The sequence below is a fragment of the Bradyrhizobium betae genome, from assembly GCF_008932115.1.
Classification (GTDB): domain Bacteria; phylum Pseudomonadota; class Alphaproteobacteria; order Rhizobiales; family Xanthobacteraceae; genus Bradyrhizobium; species Bradyrhizobium betae.
Genome location: NZ_CP044543.1, coordinates 2227897 through 2245544 on the forward strand (window position 1 = coordinate 2227897; position 17648 = coordinate 2245544).

General features: G+C 64.7%; 16 protein-coding genes and 2 pseudogenes. 8 read left to right on the forward strand and 10 right to left on the reverse strand.

The features are described from left to right. Nucleotides 1-66 precede the first annotated feature (66 nt). Both F8237_RS10650 and F8237_RS10655 read right to left on the reverse strand, forming a co-directional pair. Complete coding sequence (locus tag F8237_RS10650; RefSeq protein ID WP_151644421.1) at nt 67-978, reverse strand: amino acid ABC transporter substrate-binding protein; 912 nt, start codon at nt 976-978, stop codon at nt 67-69. A gap of 87 nt (nt 979-1065) precedes the next feature. Next, nucleotides 1066-2451, reverse strand: a complete 1386-nt coding sequence (locus tag F8237_RS10655; protein ID WP_151644423.1) for a M20 family metallopeptidase — start codon at nt 2449-2451, stop codon at nt 1066-1068. Between the two features lie 250 nt (nt 2452-2701). On the opposite strand from F8237_RS10655, the gene F8237_RS10660 reads away from it, so the two are divergent. Then, complete coding sequence (locus F8237_RS10660) at nt 2702-4081, forward strand: LLM class flavin-dependent oxidoreductase (RefSeq protein WP_151644426.1); 1380 nt, start codon at nt 2702-2704, stop codon at nt 4079-4081. 159 nt (nt 4082-4240) lie between these two features. Here F8237_RS10660 and F8237_RS10665 read toward each other — a convergent pair whose 3' ends face one another. From F8237_RS10665 to F8237_RS10680, 4 genes are all read right to left on the reverse strand, one after another. Next, nucleotides 4241-5902, reverse strand: a complete 1662-nt coding sequence (locus F8237_RS10665; RefSeq protein WP_151644428.1) for a thiamine pyrophosphate-binding protein — start codon at nt 5900-5902, stop codon at nt 4241-4243. A 247-nt stretch (nt 5903-6149) separates the two neighbouring features. Then, on the reverse strand, nt 6150-6653 hold the full coding sequence (locus F8237_RS10670; protein WP_151644430.1) for a GFA family protein: 504 nt from the start codon (nt 6651-6653) through the stop codon (nt 6150-6152). A 180-nt stretch (nt 6654-6833) separates the two neighbouring features. Further along, nucleotides 6834-7961 carry an alkene reductase gene (locus F8237_RS10675; RefSeq protein WP_151644441.1) on the reverse strand — a complete coding sequence of 376 codons (1128 nt, stop codon included), beginning with the start codon at nt 7959-7961 and terminating at the stop codon, nt 6834-6836. Between the two features lie 119 nt (nt 7962-8080). Beyond that, nucleotides 8081-9577, reverse strand: coding sequence for an aldehyde dehydrogenase family protein (locus F8237_RS10680; RefSeq protein WP_162005982.1), 1497 nt, complete (start codon nt 9575-9577; stop codon nt 8081-8083). A gap of 184 nt (nt 9578-9761) precedes the next feature. On the opposite strand from F8237_RS10680, the gene F8237_RS10685 reads away from it, so the two are divergent. Next, nucleotides 9762-10607, forward strand: coding sequence for an SDR family NAD(P)-dependent oxidoreductase (locus F8237_RS10685; RefSeq protein ID WP_151644443.1), 846 nt, complete (start codon nt 9762-9764; stop codon nt 10605-10607). A gap of 163 nt (nt 10608-10770) precedes the next feature. On the opposite strand, the gene F8237_RS10690 is transcribed toward F8237_RS10685, so the two are convergent. From F8237_RS10690 to F8237_RS10700, 3 genes are all read right to left on the reverse strand, one after another. Next, nucleotides 10771-10977, reverse strand: a complete 207-nt coding sequence (locus F8237_RS10690; RefSeq protein ID WP_151644445.1) for a hypothetical protein — start codon at nt 10975-10977, stop codon at nt 10771-10773. A 244-nt stretch (nt 10978-11221) separates the two neighbouring features. After that, on the reverse strand, nt 11222-11497 hold the full coding sequence (locus F8237_RS10695; protein WP_014491840.1) for a YiaA/YiaB family inner membrane protein: 276 nt from the start codon (nt 11495-11497) through the stop codon (nt 11222-11224). A gap of 40 nt (nt 11498-11537) precedes the next feature. After that, nucleotides 11538-12227, reverse strand: a complete 690-nt coding sequence (locus F8237_RS10700; protein ID WP_151644447.1) for a PspA/IM30 family protein — start codon at nt 12225-12227, stop codon at nt 11538-11540. A 103-nt stretch (nt 12228-12330) separates the two neighbouring features. Between F8237_RS10700 and F8237_RS10705 the strand changes: the two genes are divergently transcribed. The 4 genes and pseudogenes from F8237_RS10705 to F8237_RS10720 all read left to right on the forward strand — a co-directional run bounded on the left by F8237_RS10705 (nt 12331) and on the right by F8237_RS10720 (nt 15309). Next, the gene (locus tag F8237_RS10705) at nt 12331-12939 is read left to right on the forward strand and encodes a TetR/AcrR family transcriptional regulator (RefSeq protein ID WP_151644449.1); all 609 of its coding nucleotides are present in this window, start codon (nt 12331-12333) and stop codon (nt 12937-12939) included. A gap of 65 nt (nt 12940-13004) precedes the next feature. Beyond that, nucleotides 13005-13304 (forward strand): annotated as a pseudogene (locus F8237_RS10710) (ABC transporter substrate-binding protein); the annotation flags it as partial. After that, nucleotides 13283-13726 (forward strand): annotated as a pseudogene (locus F8237_RS10715) (winged helix-turn-helix domain-containing protein); the annotation flags it as partial. The pseudogenes F8237_RS10710 and F8237_RS10715, both read left to right, overlap by 22 nt. Further along, nucleotides 13723-15309 carry an ATP-binding protein gene (locus F8237_RS10720; protein WP_151644451.1) on the forward strand — a complete coding sequence of 529 codons (1587 nt, stop codon included), beginning with the start codon at nt 13723-13725 and terminating at the stop codon, nt 15307-15309. The pseudogene F8237_RS10715 and the gene F8237_RS10720, both read left to right, overlap by 4 nt. Here F8237_RS10720 and F8237_RS36325 read toward each other — a convergent pair. After that, nucleotides 15306-15446 (reverse strand): hypothetical protein, encoded by a 141-nt coding sequence (locus F8237_RS36325; RefSeq protein ID WP_167527472.1) that lies wholly within the window; start codon nt 15444-15446, stop codon nt 15306-15308. The genes F8237_RS10720 and F8237_RS36325 overlap by 4 nt on opposite strands. 352 nt (nt 15447-15798) lie before the next feature. Here F8237_RS36325 and F8237_RS10725 point away from each other — a divergent pair, with 352 nt between their 5' ends. Continuing rightward, nucleotides 15799-16293 (forward strand): hypothetical protein, encoded by a 495-nt coding sequence (locus tag F8237_RS10725; RefSeq protein ID WP_151644453.1) that lies wholly within the window; start codon nt 15799-15801, stop codon nt 16291-16293. 415 nt (nt 16294-16708) lie between these two features. Then, nucleotides 16709-17644 carry a helix-turn-helix transcriptional regulator gene (locus F8237_RS10730; RefSeq protein ID WP_244626107.1) on the forward strand — a complete coding sequence of 312 codons (936 nt, stop codon included), beginning with the start codon at nt 16709-16711 and terminating at the stop codon, nt 17642-17644. Nucleotides 17645-17648 lie beyond the last annotated feature (4 nt).

Here is a 17648-nt window from a genome sequence, read left to right on the forward strand (position 1 = left end):
ATGTCCGGCCACTCTGGTGTCAAGAGTGGCCGGACATGATCCCGATCGAAAGATCGAGGTTCTATCTTACTTGTAGTCGTCCGGGTTCGGCGAGTCCGTGGGCTTCGCGAACTCGTTCTTCAGTTCGGCCGAGATCGGGCTGTTGAGGTTGAGGCCCTTCGGCGGGATCTTCTGGGTGAACCACTTCTCGTAGATCTTCTGGCCTTCACCGGAGGTGTAGAGCGCGGCGGTCGCGGCATCGACTACCTTCTTGAACGGCGCGTCGTCCTTGCGCAGCATGATGCCGTAGGGCTCAGGCTTGGAGAACGCGTCCTTGGAGATGACGTAGTCGTCCGGCGTCTTCGAACCGGCGACCAGGCTCGCGAGCAGGATGTCATCCATCACGAAGGCGACCGCACGGTCGGTCTCGACCATCAGGAAGGCTTCGGCGTGATCCTTGGCCGGGATGATGTTGGCGCCGAGCTTCTTCTCGACGTTGGCTTCGGTCAGCTGCTTGATGTTGGTGGTGCCGGCGGTGGAGACCACCGTCTTGCCCTTGAGGTCGTCGATCGACTTCAGGCCGCTCGACTTCTTGAAGACGTAGCGGCTGGCGGTCAGGAAGTGGGTGTTGGTGAAGGCGACCTGCTTCTGGCGCTCTGCGTTGTTGGTGGTCGAGCCACATTCGAGGTCGATGGTGCCGTTGGCCATCAGCGGGATACGGGTCGCCGAGGTTACCGGGTTGAGCTTGACCTCGAGCTTGTCGAGCTTGAGCTCCTTCTTCACGGCATCGACGATCTTGTAGCAGATGTCCATCGCGAACCCGATGGGCTTCTGGTTGTCGTCGAGATAGGAGAACGGGATCGAGGAGTCGCGGAAGCCCAGCGTGATGGCGCCGGTGTCCTTGATGTTCTTCAGCGTACCGGTCAGCTCCTGCGCCCCAGCCTGGCTGACGGCGAAGGTCGCGGCGAGCGCGAGGCCGATGCTACGGAAATGTTTCACTTTTTTGGTCCCCTTTCAGGATGATGCGGCCCGGATGCAAGCACAGATTGGGCCGGATTAGAATGTGACTTTTGGCTGGGTCGCGGCTCAAGTCAGTGGCTTGGGCAATTCCCCGAGATCCCAGAACAGCCCGGCCATGATCGTCAAGGCCTCTTCGGTCAATGGCAGCAGGATGTGCTCATTGGGCGCATGCTGGGAGCAGCCGGGATAGGAGTGCGGCACCCATATCGTCGGCAGGCCCAGGATTTCGGAGAAAACGTCGTTGGGCAGCGAGCCGCCGAAATTCGGCAGCACCGCCGGCGGCTTGCCGGTGGTCTCTTGCACCGAGTTCGCCGCCCATTTGATCCACGGGCTGTCGAAATCGGTGCGCGAAGCGGCAAAGCTCTGTGCGGCCCGCACCTCGACCGTCGGAAAGCCGCGTCCGACCAGATGCGCACGGATGGCGTCGACCAGGCCATCGACCCGGGTGCCGACCACGAAGCGCAATTGCAGCACGGCATTGGCGTGGCCGGGAATGGCATTGGCGGGCTTGTCGATATTGCCGGATGACATCGCCAGCACTTCGAGCGTGTTCCAGGCATAGAGCCGCTCGGCGGCCGACAGACCTTCCTCGCCCCAGTTCTCCGCGAGCGCCGGCTCGTCCTCGGTCGGGACCACCTGCACATCGGCAAGGTAGCTGCGGATCTGATTGGTGAGGCGCGGCGGCTTCAGGGCATCGAGAAGGAGCCGGCCATGGCCATCGACCAGGGTCGAAATGGCATTGACCAGAATGGTCGCGGGGTTGGCAAGCACGCCTCCCCAATTGCCGGAATGATGGCCGCCATCGCGCAGATTGACATCGAGATGAATGCGGATGCCGCCGCGGCAACCGAGGAACAGCGTCGGGCGGTCGGCCGACAGACGCGGCCCGTCGGAGGCCATGAACAGATCGGCCTTGAGCGCATCGCGATTGAGATCGCAGACCTTGCCGAGATCCGGCGAGCCGATCTCCTCGCCCATCTCGACGATGAATTTGGCGTTGAAGCCGAGCTTGCCGCCGCGGGCGTCGCGCACCGCGCGCAGTGCCGCCATGTTGATGCTGTGCTGGCCCTTGTTGTCGGCAGTGCCACGGCCGTAAAGCCGCGCGCCGGCAACCGTAGTGCGCCAGGGATCGCGTCCATCGCGCCACTCGCCTTCCATGCCGTCGACGACGTCGCCATGGCCGTAGATCAGCACGGTCGGCGCCGTCTCACTCTCGTGATGCTCGGCGAACAGGAACGGCGCCTTGCCGCTCGGAGATTCGACGATGCGGCTGGTGAAATCGAGCGCAGCAAAAGATGGGATCATCTCCTGTTCCAGATAGGAACGCAGCTCGGCGCCGCGCGACGGATTCTGGCTCTCGGTCTTGAAGCCGACGCGGCGGTCGAGTTCAGCGAGGAACGCGCCGGATTTGAAATCCTCACGGGCGCGGGAGACGGCGTCGGCTCTGGTCATGATCTTCTTTTTCGGACTTCGAGGCGAAGGACTCTACCCGAGACCGGGCGGCCTTCGAAAGTGGTGGGGAGTTCGATAGTCTTGTACTTCTCTTGGGATTTCGTTCTTGCTCGCTTGAGATTGGCTTGCCAAAGGCAGCGTGCTGCTGATTTTGGCCTTGCCAAGCGCAAGTTATATGCAAGAACTTCGCCAGGTTGGGGCGCACATCTATCATTCGAAAGGCGCTCAGTACAGCGTGCCGGGGGACCAGATGGCCAAGCAGATCAGGCTCAACGCCTTTGCGATGAATTGCGTCGCGCACCAGTCACCGGGCCTGTGGACCCATCCGCGCGACCGCACCGCCGAGTATAACCGCCTGCCCTACTGGATCGACCTTGCCAAGACGCTGGAGCGCGGCCGCTTCGACGGGCTGTTCCTGGCCGACGTGCTCGGCGTGTACGACGTCTATGGCAACAGCCCTGACGCAGCCCTGCGCAACGCGGCGCAGTCGCCATCGAACGACCCGCTGCTGCTGCTCTCGGCGATGGCGGCGGTGACGCAGCATCTCGGCTTCGGCGTCACCAGCAATCTCTCGTTCGAGCCGCCCTACCCGTTCGCGCGGCGGATGTCGACGCTCGACCATCTCACCGAGGGACGGATCGGCTGGAACGTCGTCACCGGCTATCTCGACAGCGCAGCGCGCGGCGCCGGCAAGGACAAGCAGACCGGGCATGACGACCGCTACGACATCGCCGACGAATATATGGAGGTCGTCTACAAGCTCTGGGAAGGAAGCTGGGAGGACGATGCGGTACTGCGCGACCGGGCGCGCGGCATCTTCACCGATCCCAGCAAGGTTCATCGCGTCAATCATGAAGGTGCGAACTATCGCATCAACAACACCATTCATCTCAGCGAGCCGTCACCGCAGCGCACGCCCGTGCTGTACCAGGCCGGCACCTCGCCGCGCGGCCGGCAGTTCGCGGCCAAGCACGCCGAATGCGTGTTCATGTCGGGACCGTCGGCCAAGATCATCGGGCCGCGCGTCTCCGCGATCCGCCAGGAAGCCGCCGCGATCGGCCGCAACCCGGCGGAAATCCTGATGTTCAACATGATGACGATCATCCTCGGCAACACCGAAGCCGAAGCGGCGGCCAAGTATGCCGATTACCGGTCGCATATCAGCCCGGAGGGCGCGCTCGCTCTGATGTCGGGATGGACCGGCATCGACTTCTCCGGCTACGAGCTCGACCAGCAGGTCCGTCACGTCCAGAATGATGCCGGCCGCAGCGCGCTCGACAACGTCACCCGTGGCGACCCCGACCGCGTCTGGACCGTGCGCGACGTCATCGAGCATGTCGGCATCGGCGGCGCCGGCCCGGTCGTGGTCGGCACACCCGAAAGCGTCGCCGACAAGATCGAGGACTGGTTCGAGAAGACCGACGTCGACGGCCTCAACGTCGCGTTCGCGATCTCGCCCGGCGATTTCGAGGACATCGCCGACATGCTGGTGCCGGAGTTGACGAAGCGCGGGCGCTACAAGCCGGAATATGCAAAAGGCACGTTGCGCGAGAAGCTGTTCGGCGACGGCCGCGCGCGGCTGGACGCGCCACATCCGGCGGCGGGGTATCGGGTGGGGAAGACGGGGTAGTGCCCTAGGTGACGCTATCATGCCCCGGCTTGACCGGGGCATCCAGTATGCCGTGGCCTATCGAGGAATCATAAACATCTCTGGAATACTGGATCGCCCGATCAAGTCGGGCGATGACAGCTGAGAACGTGGCAAACACCGGCGCGATGACGCCCTGCGCTACACCTTCCCGTCCACCATCACCTCGATCAGCTTCGTCCCCGGCCGATTGAACGCCGACGCCAGCGTCGCCTTCAGCTCCCGGGGATCGCTCACCTTGATCGCTTCGCAGCCGAGCGCCTTGGCGACGCCGGCGAAATCCACCGGCGGATCGACGAAGTCCATGCCGACATAGTTATCATCGCCATGGAAGGCGAGCAGGCGCTGCTTGATGATGCGGTAGCCGCCATTGTTGGCGATGACGACATTGAGCGGCAGCTTGTGATGCGCCGCGGTCCACAGCGACTGGATCGAATACATCGCGCTGCCATCGCCGGAGAAGCACACCACGGGACGATCCGGATTGGCAATGCTGGCGCCGACCGAGGCCGGCAGCCCCCATCCGATGCCGCCGGAGGCGAGGCCGTGATAGCCGTAGCGGTCGCGATGCGGACGCAACGCCGTGATCTGGCGGCTGGAGGTGAGGCCTTCGTCGACGAGGATGGCGTTGTCAGGCATCGCCTCGACCATTTGCAGCACCAGATAATCGGGATCGATGGGGCTGCGGCCCGCGCTCTTGCCGATCTGCTCGACCAGTGCGGCGCGGCGCGCGGTCCAGTTCTGCGGCGCCAACTCGGCGAGGCGCTGTTTTGCGCGGCCCGCAAGCGTCGCGCCGCCCATCTCCTTCAGCACCGGGATCAAGGCGCGCAGCGTTTCCTTCAAATCCGCCTTCAGTGCGATCTCGGCGCCGTAGTTCTTGGCGATCTCCCAATCGACGAGGCCGACCTGCACGATACCGAGGCCCTCAGGCAACGCATCGACCTCGCTATAGACCGACATCCGCAGGGGATCGCCGCCGAGCGCGACCAACAGATCGTAAGGCGCCAGCGTATCGCGCGCGACCTTCTGTACGCGCGCGAGCGTGCCGACGAAGCTCGGGCTTTCGGACAGGAAATGCGAGCCATAGGGCGTCGAGGATTGGTAAGCGGCAGCACCGAGCAGCTCGGCGAGTTCGGCGGCCTCTTTCAGCGCATCGCTCTTGACCACCTCGTCCATGGTGACGATCACGGGGCGTTCGGCCTTGAGCAGCCGCGCGGCAAAGGCCTTCAGCGCCTCATCGGATGGCTTGGTACGGGCGTCAATGCGGGTGGAGCGGCCGAGATCGATGCCGGCTTCGCTGTTGAGAATGTCACCGGGCAACGAGATGAACACCGGCCCGCTCGGCGGCGTCATCGCGACCTTGGCGGCGCGGCGCACGATGCGCGGCAAATCCTCCAGCCGCGTCACCTCCACCGCCCATTTCACCAGCGGCTCGGCCATGCGCACCAAAGGGCCGTACAGCACCGGCTCCATCAGGCCGTGGCCCTGCTCCTGCTGGCCCGCGGTCAGGATCATCGGCGTGCCCGTGAACTGGGCATTGTAGAGCGAGCCCATCGCGTTGCCGAGGCCGGGGGCGACATGGACGTTGCAGGCGACCAGCTTTCCCGAGGCGCGGCTGTAGCCGTCGGCGATCGCGACCACCAGGCTCTCCTGCATCGCCATCACATAGGTGAGGTCAGGATGATCCTTCAGCGCGTGCATGATCGGCAATTCGGTGGTGCCGGGGTTGCCGAACAGATGCGTGATGCCCTCGTCCTTGAGCAGCGCGAGAAAGGCGGAGCGGCCGGTAATCTTGTTCTTCATGTTTCCTCCAGGAGCGGACGTTGCCGCAAGGACGGATCACATGATGGCCGAAGTTGCGGGAAGCACGCAAGGAAGCACGGTCATGGCTGCGTTGCGTCGGACGGTCTCGTGTCCCGGACGCGGCGCAGCGCGAAGCGATGCGGCGCAGAGCCTGGACCCAGATTCGCGCCGAGCTCGCTGAAGCATGGGCCCCGGCTCAGCAGAGCGGCACTGCGCGCCGCACTGCGTCCGGGGCACGAGCGTGGAGCTACATCTCTTCGCGCCCCAGCTCGAATGGATCCTCGCCGCCCACTCGCTTCTTCTTTTTCGAGCGCTGCCAGACCACGCCGGGAAAGCCTTTCAGCGGCACCAGCAGCTCGCCGGTATAGGCCCATTCCTGCAGCTCCTCGATCGCGATGTGATAGAGCGGCTGGCGGCCGGTCCGCTCCTTGAAGAGTGCGCGCGGGATGTTGACCATGTGCGGGCCGCGCGGGCGCTCATATGCGATCGGCGTACCGCAATACGAGCAGAAACTGCGCGCGGTCCTGGTCGCCTTGTCCTCGTAGCGGGTCAAAGCGGTCTTGCCGGATGTGATGCGAAAACGCTTCTTCCAGCTGCCGACATAGGTCGCGTAAGCCGCGCCATGGGCGCGGCGGCTGGCAGCCGAGTGATCATGCCAGGCCCAGCGCGCCGGAACATCGATCTCGAAGGTGACCTTGCCGCAGAGACATTGCCCGGTGGCAATACCTGCGGCGACTGCGGCTCTGGCCATGGTAAGGCGTCTCCGTCGTCATTGCGGGCGGAGTTTGTGGTGCGGTCGCGCAACAGATCAAGCTCGTCATTCCGGGGCGATGCGAAGCATCGAGCCCGGAATCCATTTCACCTCAATATGAGCAGCCCGATGGATTCCGGGCTCGCGACTTCGTCGCGCCCCGGAATGACAAGAGGACGCTTACGCCGTCGTCAGTTCGTCATAAACAGGATAATCCGTGTACCCCTTCTCCTCGCCGCCGTAGAACGTCGCGCGGTTGTAGGGCGTAATCGGATAGTCGTGCTCCAGCCGCCGCGGCAGGTCCGGGTTGGAGATGAAGATGCGGCCGAAGGCGATGATGTCGGCGTGGCCGTCGGCGATCGCGGCATTCGCCGTCTCGCCGGTAAAGCCGCCGGCCGTCATCAGCACACCGCTGTAGAGCGGGCGGAACAGCACCATCGCAGACGGCACGTTCTGCCAGTTGACGTCGGCGCGGCCCGCGCCACTGGAACGCGGCTCGATGAAGTGCAGATAAGCAAGACCGAGCTTGTCGAGCGCCTTCACCACATGGGTGTAGAGCGGCATCGGATCCGGCTCGCCGGAATCATTGGCGATGCCATGGGGCGACAGCCGCACGGCGACGCGGCCCGCGCCCCAGACGTCGATCGCGGCCTGCGTGACCTCCAGCAGCAACCGCGCGCGGTTCTCGATCGAACCGCCATATTGATCGGTGCGCTGGTTGCTGCGCGATTGCAGGAACTGCTCAAGCAGATAGCCGTTGGCGCCGTGGATCTCGACACCGTCGAAGCCGGCCGCGAGCGCGTTCTTCGCACCCTGCCTGAAGGCCTCGACGACGCCCTTGACCTCCTCGGTCTCCAGCGCGCGCGGCGTCTCGTAATCGGCGATCTTGCCGTCGGCGGTCATCGCCTTCATGCCTTCGGCCCTGATCGGGATCGCCGAGGCCGAGACCGGCAGCGCGCCGCCATGGAAGGAGGAATGCGAGACGCGTCCGACATGCCAGAGCTGGAGGAAGATGATGCCGCCCTTGGCGTGCACGGCATCCGTCACCTTGCGCCAGCCGGCGATCTGCGCCTCCGAATAGATGCCTGGCGTCGCCGGATTGCCGCGGCCGTGCGAGACCACCGGCGAGGCTTCGGCGATGAGCAGGCCGCCCTTTGTCGCGCGCTGGCCGTAATATTCGGCATTGAGCGGCCGCGGCGAAAAGCTGTCGCGTTCGGCGCGCATGCGCGTCAGCGGCGCCAGCGCGACGCGGTGCGCGAGCTTGTACGGACCGACCTGCAACGGTTTGAACAACGCCTCGAATTTCATAGGGGCCCCGGATGTCTTTGAAAGGATGCGGATCATATAGCGAGGGGCGGCCACCGGAAAAGGCGCCGCCCCACTAAAAGCAGATATTCCCCCGCGCGGAACGCGGCAGAGAACAGGCTCTACGCCGTCTTGATCCAGACGGCCTTTACGTTGAGATATTCCTCGACGTGCTGCTTGCCGGATTCGCGGCCGTAGCCGCTCATCTTGTAGCCGCCGAAAGGCACGGCCGGGTCCATCGCCTGGTAGCAGTTCACCCACACCGAGCCGGCACGCAGGCTCTTCGCAACCGCATGCGCCTTGCTGACGTCGCGCGTCCACAGGCCGGAGCCGAGGCCGAACGTGGTGTTGTTGGCGCGCTTGACCAGTTCGTCCATGTCCTTGAACGCGATCGCGGAGATGACGGGACCAAAGATCTCCTCCTGCGCGATGCGCATGTTGTCCTGGACGCCCGCGAACACCGTCGGCGAGACGAAGAACCCCTTCGACAGCGCACCCTCGGTGACACGACCGCCGCCGGCGAGCGCGCGGGCGCCTTCCTTCTGGCCGATGTCGAGATAGCTGGTGACGCGTTCGAGCTGCTGCTCGGAGACCAGCGGGCCGATCTGCACGTTGGGATCGAGGCCGTTGCCGACCTGCAGCTTCTTGCCGAACTCGGCAACACGACCGACGAACTCCTCGTAGATCGACTGCTCGACGAACAGGCGCGTGCCGGCGCTGCAGATCTGGCCGGAATTGGCGAACACTGCCATTGCCGCGCCGGGCACGGCGGCATCGAGGTCGGCATCCGCGAACACGATGTCCGGCGACTTGCCGCCGAGCTCGAGCGAGACGCGCTTGAGGTTGCCCGCGGAGGCGCGGATGATCGACTGGCCCGTGACGTGCGAACCGGTGAACGCGACCTTGTCGACGTCGTGATGCGAGGCGAGCGCCGCGCCCGCGGTCTCGCCGTAGCCGGGCACGACGTTGATGACGCCGGGCGGCACGCCCGCCTCCATCGCGAGCTCCGCGATGCGCAGCGAGGTCAGCGGCGCTTCTTCGGCCGGCTTGAGCACCACGGTGCAGCCGGTCGCGATCGCCGGACCGATCTTCCAGATCGTCGCGGTGAGCGGACCGTTCCAGGGAATGATGGCGCCGACGACGCCGATCGGCTCCTTCAGCGTATAGGAGAAGATCTCGCCCGGCAGCGAGTTCTCGATGGTCTCGCCGTGGATCGCGGTGGTCTGGCCGGCATAATAGCGCAGCATGCCGACGGCACGCAGGCGATAGGCGCGGGTGCGGCTGAGCGGCGCGCCCATGTCGAGCGTGTCGAGCTGCGACAATTCGTCGAAATTTTTCTCGACGAGGTCGGCGAGCTTCAGGAGCAGGTTCTGCCGCTCGAACGGCTTGACCTTGCTCCAGGGCCCTTCAAAGGCCCGGCGCGCGGCGGCGACCGCACGGTCGATGTCTTCCTTGTCGCCCTCGGCGACCGTTGCGAGCAGTTCGCCGGTGGCGGGGTTATGGGTCTCGAAGCGCTTCCCGGAGGCGGCATCGACCCACTTTCCGTCGATCAGCATCTGCTTGTAGGACCCGTTGGCGAACGGATGGCGCGTGATCGGAATAGCCTGCGACACAGCCATGGCTGCACTCCCTGTCAGGTGATTGTTTGAGTTCGATCTGGGCGGGATCGTTAGGTCGATGAGAATACAGCGGTGCCGGAGAGGCGTAAAGGCGGCGTGGAACGAAGACCTCCCATGCCGACTTGTGCAGGGTCGCGCGAGCGCCATGTTATAGCTCGACGCAGCCCCTCCCCGGAGACGATCCATGCCGCACCCCGCCATCGTCAAAGACAATGTTGCCGTGATCACCGGCGGCGCATCCGGAATCGGATTGGCCGCCGCCCTTGCCTTCGCGCGTGCCGGCTTGAAGGTGTGCATCGCCGATGTCGACGAGGCGCGGCTGGCGGAGGCCGCAACAAAACTGTCATCCGTCGCGTCTGCCGCACACGTGATGACTGTCGCCATCGACGTCAGCAAAGCGGAGAGCGTCAAGGACCTGGAACGCGCCGTCGGCGCGCGTTACGGCGGCACGGATATCCTCATGAACAATGCCGGCATCCAGCCCGGCAGCACGTTATTTGCCGAACCCGACAATTGGCAGCGCATCATCGGCGTCAACATGTGGGGCATCATCAACGGCTCGCGCACCTTCGCGCCCGGCATGATCGCACGCGGCAAGGCCGGCCTCATCATCAACACCGGCTCGAAGCAGGGCATCACCACGCCGCCCGGCGATCCCGCCTACAATGTTTCCAAAGCCGGCGTGAAGGCGTTTACGGAAGCCCTGCAGCACGAGCTGCGCAACACGAAAGACTGCCGCGTCACCGCGCATCTGCTGATTCCCGGCTTCGTCTTCACCGGGCTGACCGCGAAGGGCCGCACCGAGAAGCCGGCCGGCGCCTGGACGCCGGAGCAGACCGTGGATTTCATGCTGGCGCGGCTGGAAGCCGGCGACTTCTACATCCTGTGCCCGGACAACGACGTGCCGCGCGCGCTCGACGAGAAGCGCATGCTCTGGGCCGCCGGCGATATCGTCGAGAACCGTCCGCCGCTATCGCGCTGGCATCCGGACTATGCGGATGCATTCGCGAAGTTCGTGAAGGGGGAGTAGCTGCCCTTCCTTCTCCCCTTGTGGGAGAAGGTGGCGCGAAGCGCCGGATGAGGGGTTGCATCCGCAAACTCAAGAGCAGCCTCTCTTGCTGAGAGAGACCCCTCACCCGTCTCGCCGCTGTGCGGCGAGCCACCCTCTCCCACAAGGGGAGAGGGAAAAAAACCTACAGCGTTTCCTGCTGCTGCCCGCATTGCTTGCAGGCAAACTTGACGCGGGTCTGGCCCTTGGGGGCCTGCACCCGGTTCGGCGCGCCGCACTTGCCGCAAACGGCTTCGATACGGGTATCGCCCTGCTTGACGACGATGGTCTTCTTTTCCATCGATTCGCGGATCAGGCGCTCGGCCTCCTCTCGCAGGGATTGTTTGGACAAGGCTCATCTCCGCAATGAATGCGGGCGAGCCTTATCGCACCTGCGTCGAAATCACAATCCGAAACGGCCGCCCTGACCTCGACAATCACATCACTGGCCTCGACGTTTGTCGGAAACATCCCGGCGACATGCAGGCCCTCTGCAGTTCCCAGGAACCTTCACGAAGCGACGGATGCCGCAGCATCCGCCGCCCCGTATGGTGCACTGGCTTCGTTCTCCGACGCGCTCGTTCAAGCCGCCTTCTTCAAGCCGCCTTGGAGACTTCCATCAACAGACGCTCGGCCTTGGCATCCTCGATACGGTTGACCAGCCGGCTGCTCTCGTGGTTGTCGCGGACCGTCTTGGTCAAGGTGATGCAGGTCTGGATCAGCATGACGATGCCCATGGTGAGATAGCCCTTCATCCAGAGGTCGATCGGCAGGAAGAAAATGCCGATGGCGACGAGAAAGGCGGAGGCTGCGAAGGACGCGTAAGTGAAGGTCACCCAGGCGCTGCTGTGGGGCTGGCCGTTCTGGTTCATGATCGACTCCTGTTGGTTGGAATGGTGATGAGGTTTGAGATCAATCGGTCGGCATGCGCCTGGACTTCAGACGCGCCAGCACGTCGTCCGCGGTCGACTTGAGCCGGGGGCCAAAGCCCTGCTCGGCCAGTCTCTCGGCAGTGGCGAGCGGGCCGGTGGCCACGTCGAGTTCGACCAGCGCATCGTCGGCGGCCTGGGCTTCCATCTGGCGGTCGCGCAGGCGCCTCAAGGTGCTCTCCGCCTCCGGCAGCGTGGATTCGTAAGGACGTGCGGCCTCGCTGCGGCGAAGCGAGCGCACCGCTTCCGAGGCACGGGCGACACGGCGGCCGCGGTCGAGCTCGGTGATCCGGGCTTGAGCGTTTGCGACGTGGCGTTTCAAGCGGGCGATCTCGGTCGCGAACAGCGCGCGCGCCGTCATCGCCGCATCGCGGTCGGCCTCCAGGCCTGCGATAGCTTCGGCCGCATCGCGGGCGAGATCCTCGCGGCCGCCATCGAGTGCCGCAACCGCGCGCGGCTCGAGATCGGCGATGCGGGCGATGGTCGCCTCGAGCTTGCGGCCTTCCTGCTGGTCCTGCGCGATCGCCAGCGCCAGCGCCCGCTTGCTGCGCTCGACGGCGGCGGCCGCGTCGCGCAACTGCTGGTCGAGGATCAGAAGCGCCGTGCGGTCCTCCAGCTCCTCGCCGGCGGCGGCAACGCTGCCGCGGAAAAGTGTGATGACGGTCTTGAACATCTGCTGCTCCCTGTTATGAGCGTTGCTCACAGATGGTTTGTAGCAGTGACCTTGAACATCGTTCAAGAAATATTTGAGCAGCGCTCAAGAATTTGATTAACAGATGTCTAAAGCCTTGGAACGTCGAGAAAAACTGCGATCCGACCTGATCCTGGCGGCCGAGCGGATGATCGCGAGCCGCGGATTGGCCGGCCTGAAGACCCGCGATCTGGCCCGCGAGATCGGCTGCGCCAATGGCGCGGTCTACAATCTCGTTGCTGATGTCGACGAGTTGATCCTGCGGGTCGGCTCACGCACGCTGCTTCGGCTCGACGAGGCGCTCAGCGCGGCAGTGCGCGTCGGCGAGCCGTCGCCGCAGCAGACCCTGGTCCGCATCGCGATCGCCTATTGCGATTTCGCCGCGGAGAATCTCCAGCTCTGGCGCGCGCTGTTCGAGCACCGTATGGAGACTGACAAAGCCGTGCCCGACTGGTCCGCCGACGACCAGCTGCGGCTGTTCCGGCACGTCTACCAGCCACTGGCTGTTCTGTTTCCCAAGCGCAGCCCGGACGAGCTCGGCATCACCGCGCGCAGCCTGTTCTCGGCGGTGCATGGCATGGTGGCGCTGGGGCTCGAGCAAAAGCTGGTGGCCGTGCCGCTGCCGGCGCTGCGCAAGGAAATCGCGGGCCTCGTGCGCGCGATGATCGACGGGTTGATCGCGCAACCGAGCTAGCTGCACACTCGTGGTGGCATGCCCCTTGCCTCCTCGTAACCCGAATTTCTCACGAGGAGACAGCGATGAGCGCATCATCTTCCGATATGACCCGTCGCAGCGTCGTGCTCGGTGGCCTCGGCGTCGCCGGGATGACCGCGGTCGCGCCGCGCTTTGCCTCTGCGCAGGGGCGCGCTGAGACGCTGCTGGTGGTGCAGGAACTGGGGCCGAACTCGCTGGACATGCAGGGCGTCGGCTCCAACCAGACCGTGAACGGCCTGTCCTGGAATTGCTACGATCGCCTGCTCTCCTACGCTTCCAAGACACTGCCCGACGGCACGGTGTCCTACGACCGCGAGAAGCTCGCATCCTCGGTCTCGAGATCGGCGGCGACGACTATGTGACCAAGCCGTTCAGCCCGCGCGAACTGGTGGCGCGGGTCAATGTCATCCTGCGCCGCCTCGGCCCGCGCAACGGCGAGGCCAAGGCAGGACCGGCGGCACTTGCGCAGGGCGGGCTGCTGATCGATCCCGAGCAGCATGTCGCGACCTTCGCAGGCGCGCCGCTGAAGCTGACCGCGATCGAGTTCGGCATTTTGCGCGCATTTCTGACCCGGCCGACCTCGGTGTTCAACCGCGAGCAGCTGATGCGGGCGGCCTATCAGCTCAATATCCAGGTCTCCGATCGCACCATCGACAGCCACATCCGCAACATCCGCGCCAAGCTTGCCGCGCTGAATTGCGAGAACGTGATCGAAACCATCCACGGCGTCGGCTTCAAGCTCGGCCGTTGCGAGAAAGAGGCATGAGCGCGGCGCCCGACAAATGGCGGCCATCGCTCGGGCTGGTCATCTTCGCGGTGCTGACCACCGTCGGCGTGCTGCCGCTGGTCGGGCTGTTCTTCTTCCGCCTCTACGACAACCAGCTGATCCGCCAGACCCAGGCCGAGCTGATCGCGCAGAGCCGGGTGCTCGCGACGATCTATGCGCAGGAGGTCACCGCAAGGCTCGACAACGGCCTGACGCTCGGCGCCGAGGTGCCGCCGAACGTGCTGCCTGACCCCGGCGACCAGGTCACGCCGATCCGGCCCGCGCTCGACCTCACCGCCAACGATCTGCTGCGACGTCGTCCCGATGCGCTGGCCGCCCGCCAGCCGGCACAACCGGCCTATGTCGAGATCGGCGCAAAGCTGACGCCGATCATCCGCGAGACCCAGAAGGTGACGCTGGCCGGCTTTCGGATCCTCGATCCGCAGGGCGTGGTGATCGCCGGGCGCCAGGAGCTCGGGCAGTCGCTCGCCCATATCGAGGAGGTCGCGGACGCGCTGCAAGGGCAATACCGCGCCACCTTGCGCAACCGCGTGCCGGACAAGCCGCCGCCGCCGATCTATTCCTTCAGCCGCGGCCTCGGCGTCCCCGTGTTCTCGGCGATGCCCGTCATCGTCAACAACCGCGTTGCGGGGGTGATCTACACGACGCGGACGCCGAGCAACATCTTCGACCATCTCTACCAGGAGCGGGCGAAGTTCGTGCTGGCCGGGCTTGCCGTCATCCTCGGCACGATCGCGATTGGCCTGGTGTTCTCCCGCACCATCACGCTGCCGATGCGCGAGCTGATCGATCGCGCCGCGCGGATCGGCCGCGGCGACCGCGAGGCCTTCCGGCCGCTCCGGCATTACGGCACGCGCGAGTTCGCCCAGCTGTCGCACAGCTTCCTCGGCATGGCCGAGCAACTGGCGCGGCGCTCCGACTATATCGCGACGTTCTCGGCCCACCTCACCCACGAATTGAAATCGCCGCTGACCTCGATCAGGGGCGCGGCCGAGCTGCTGCAGGATTCCTATCAAGGCAAGCCGGAGAGCCTGACACCGGCCGAGCAGAAGACCTTCATCGCCAACATCCTGTCGGACACGCAGCGGCTGGAGGCGATGGCGCAGCGGCTGCGCGAGCTGGCGCGCGCCGAGAGCCTGCCGCAGAACGAGCGCACCGAGCTTGCACCCGTCATCGCCGACCTCAGGAGCCGGTTTCCGGAAAGCTCCATCGAGGCCAGCGGCAATTTCGACCGGATGATCGGCATGTCCGGCGAGAAGGCGCTGATCGTGCTGTCGCATCTCGCCGACAACGCGGTGCGGCACAAGGCGCGGTCGATCAGGTTGGAGGCGGTGGACGAGCGGACGACCTTGCTGCTGACGGTGAGCAACGATGGCGAGACAATCTCGGCGGCGAACCGCGACCGGATCTTCGATGCCTTCTTCACCACCCGCCGCGACGAGGGCGGCACCGGGATGGGGCTTGCGATCGCGCGCGCGGTGATGGCGAGCCATGGCGGCTCGATCAGGCTCAAGCCGACCGACGAGGGCGCGGCCTTCGAGCTGCAGCTTCCGGCTGCCTAGATCGCAAACACCCAGGCGGCGACGATGGTGCCGATGGTGACCAGGCCGGCGATGGTCCAGCCGGCGGCGTATTCCAGCTCAGGATGACCGGTCGCCCGCATGATCTCGGTGGGATCGGCGGTATGCTTCTGTGCCATGACTGCCTCGCACGTGTTTCCCCGTGTCATGGATAAGTCGCTTCAGCCGGCAAAAGGTTCCATCACGGACATGCGATCAAACTAAACTGCGAAAACAACCCCATGCACAGTAGAAAGCCTCGTCGCTGCCGAGGCAGGGTCACGCCGCGCAAATGTTTGAGCTGCCGGTGCAAAATGGCCGCTCGACGCAATGACCGCGCGGCTCGCGGCTTGCGTTCCGAATCCGGTTGCGTGCTAGACTGCCCCGCGCAATCGAGGCCTGTCTCGCGGCGCAAAAGGCGGCCAAAGAGACCACCGAGAAGGCCGCCAAGCGGAAGACAAAGGCCTGAGCTCGCAGCTCCATGGAGGCAAAATGACGTCCGCCCGACTGATCCTCGCCTGTGCCCTTGTCGCCACCACAGCCTCCGGCGCCGCCGCCGCCTCGGGCGCCACACCCGCAAAGGCCTCGGGCTCGACGGCGCTGGCGCTGGCGGGCGTGATCGCGCCGCTGTCGCCGAGCCTGACGGGCGCCGAGAAGAAAGCTGTGGCGATCCTGTTCGCCGCCAATGCCGACATTCCCTACAAGAAACCGATCGTGGTGACCGCCGACAGGATCGTCTGCCGCAGCGGCAATGTCGACATCACGGTGCGCAACTGCGAAGTGACCTTCGGCAAGAAGACCAGGACCGTGAACGGCTCGACAGCCAACGAGATCTTCGCGACCGAAGCACTGGCCGGCGTCCCGCCTGACGGCGCGGCGGGATCGAATTTCGAGAGCCTGACCAAGCTGAGCTGCACGATCGACCCCAACGCGATCAGGCGGAAGGACGGCAGCGGGGCGGACTGCACGTTCCAGCCGGGGAATTGACCGAGGGCAACCGGGCTTGCGGCGGAAGCAACAGCGCCGCGCTGGCGGAATGTGATCGCCAGGCGACACCGCCAGTGCGGACTCGGCGCTGAAATCCCGGGCACTCCACGTGTAGACGAATGCCGGCCGCGCGGAATCAAAATCAGTGCGCCAGGCGTTCACCGCAGTCCAGAATCGGCCAGATCACGTCCACACATTGCCATTTGCCGATTTCCGATATGCATTCGAAGCGCGCGATCCGAACGGATTTCCCAGCCAGTTTGCTGAACACATCCAACGCAGCGACGCGACGGTCAGACAATGCAATTCGAGATTGGTGGCACTGTCGCGATGGATGCGTAATTTGCGTTCGTAGTTTCGGGTGCTTCGTTTGCCGGGTTCGGGTGACATCATTTATCTGGATAAGTATGAGGCCGTGCATTCGCACGACAGTGAGCTCGCGCGCGACCGTCTGTTCAGCGTCTATGGCGCGGATGGCTTCGACAAGGGACATGGCAGCTTCGGAATCCGGGCCAATTACGCCAAGCTGACGGCCGTCGGTCTGGGCTTCTGCTCATATGATTGCCCGGTCTCGGTGACATATCCCGAAGCGGGCTTCGTGCGGCAGTTCTTCTCCATTCACGGCAGGGCGAACTTCACCACCTCGCACGGAAGCGTTTCAATCGGTGCCTGGACACCCGTCGTCTCCGGAGACTCCAAGCTGCGACTGGAGTTCGGCGAGGACTATCGGCAGCTGGTCCTGCGGATCGACACGCCGGCGCTCGAACGCATCATCAAGGCCCTCGCCGGCGACGCAAGTGACAAGCGGCTGGAATTGGCCGAATGCGATCCGAACCCGTCCAGCATGTCGTTCCTGCGGCGCCAGGTCTTCCATCTCGCCGAGGAGCTGGAAGCGTTTGCCGATCAATATTCTCCGCTTGCCAAGGCCGAGCTCGAGCGCGATCTCGTCGTCAGATTTCTGCTGGCCCACGAGCACAACTTCTCGGATCTGCTCAGACGTGAACCGCGCGGCGCCGGGCGCGGCGTCGTCGACAGGGTCGAGGCCTTCATCGAGGCCAATTGGAACCGACCGATCGATCTGGAGGAGATCGCTGGCGTCGCGAACGTCAGTGTTCGCACCGTGTTTCGCGAGTTCGCACGGGCCGGCAAGGGATCTCCCGCCCAATTCGCGAAACGGGTGCGGCTGCAGCGGGCCGCCGAGCTGCTGCGATCTCCGGTGGCAACGACTAGCGTGACGGGCGTCGCCCTTCGTTGCGGCTTCCAGAACATCGGGCGTTTCGCCTCGGACTATCTGCGGCTCCATGGCGAGCTTCCGTCCGAAACGCTGAAGCGCGCGCAGTCATCACGGTAGCGGT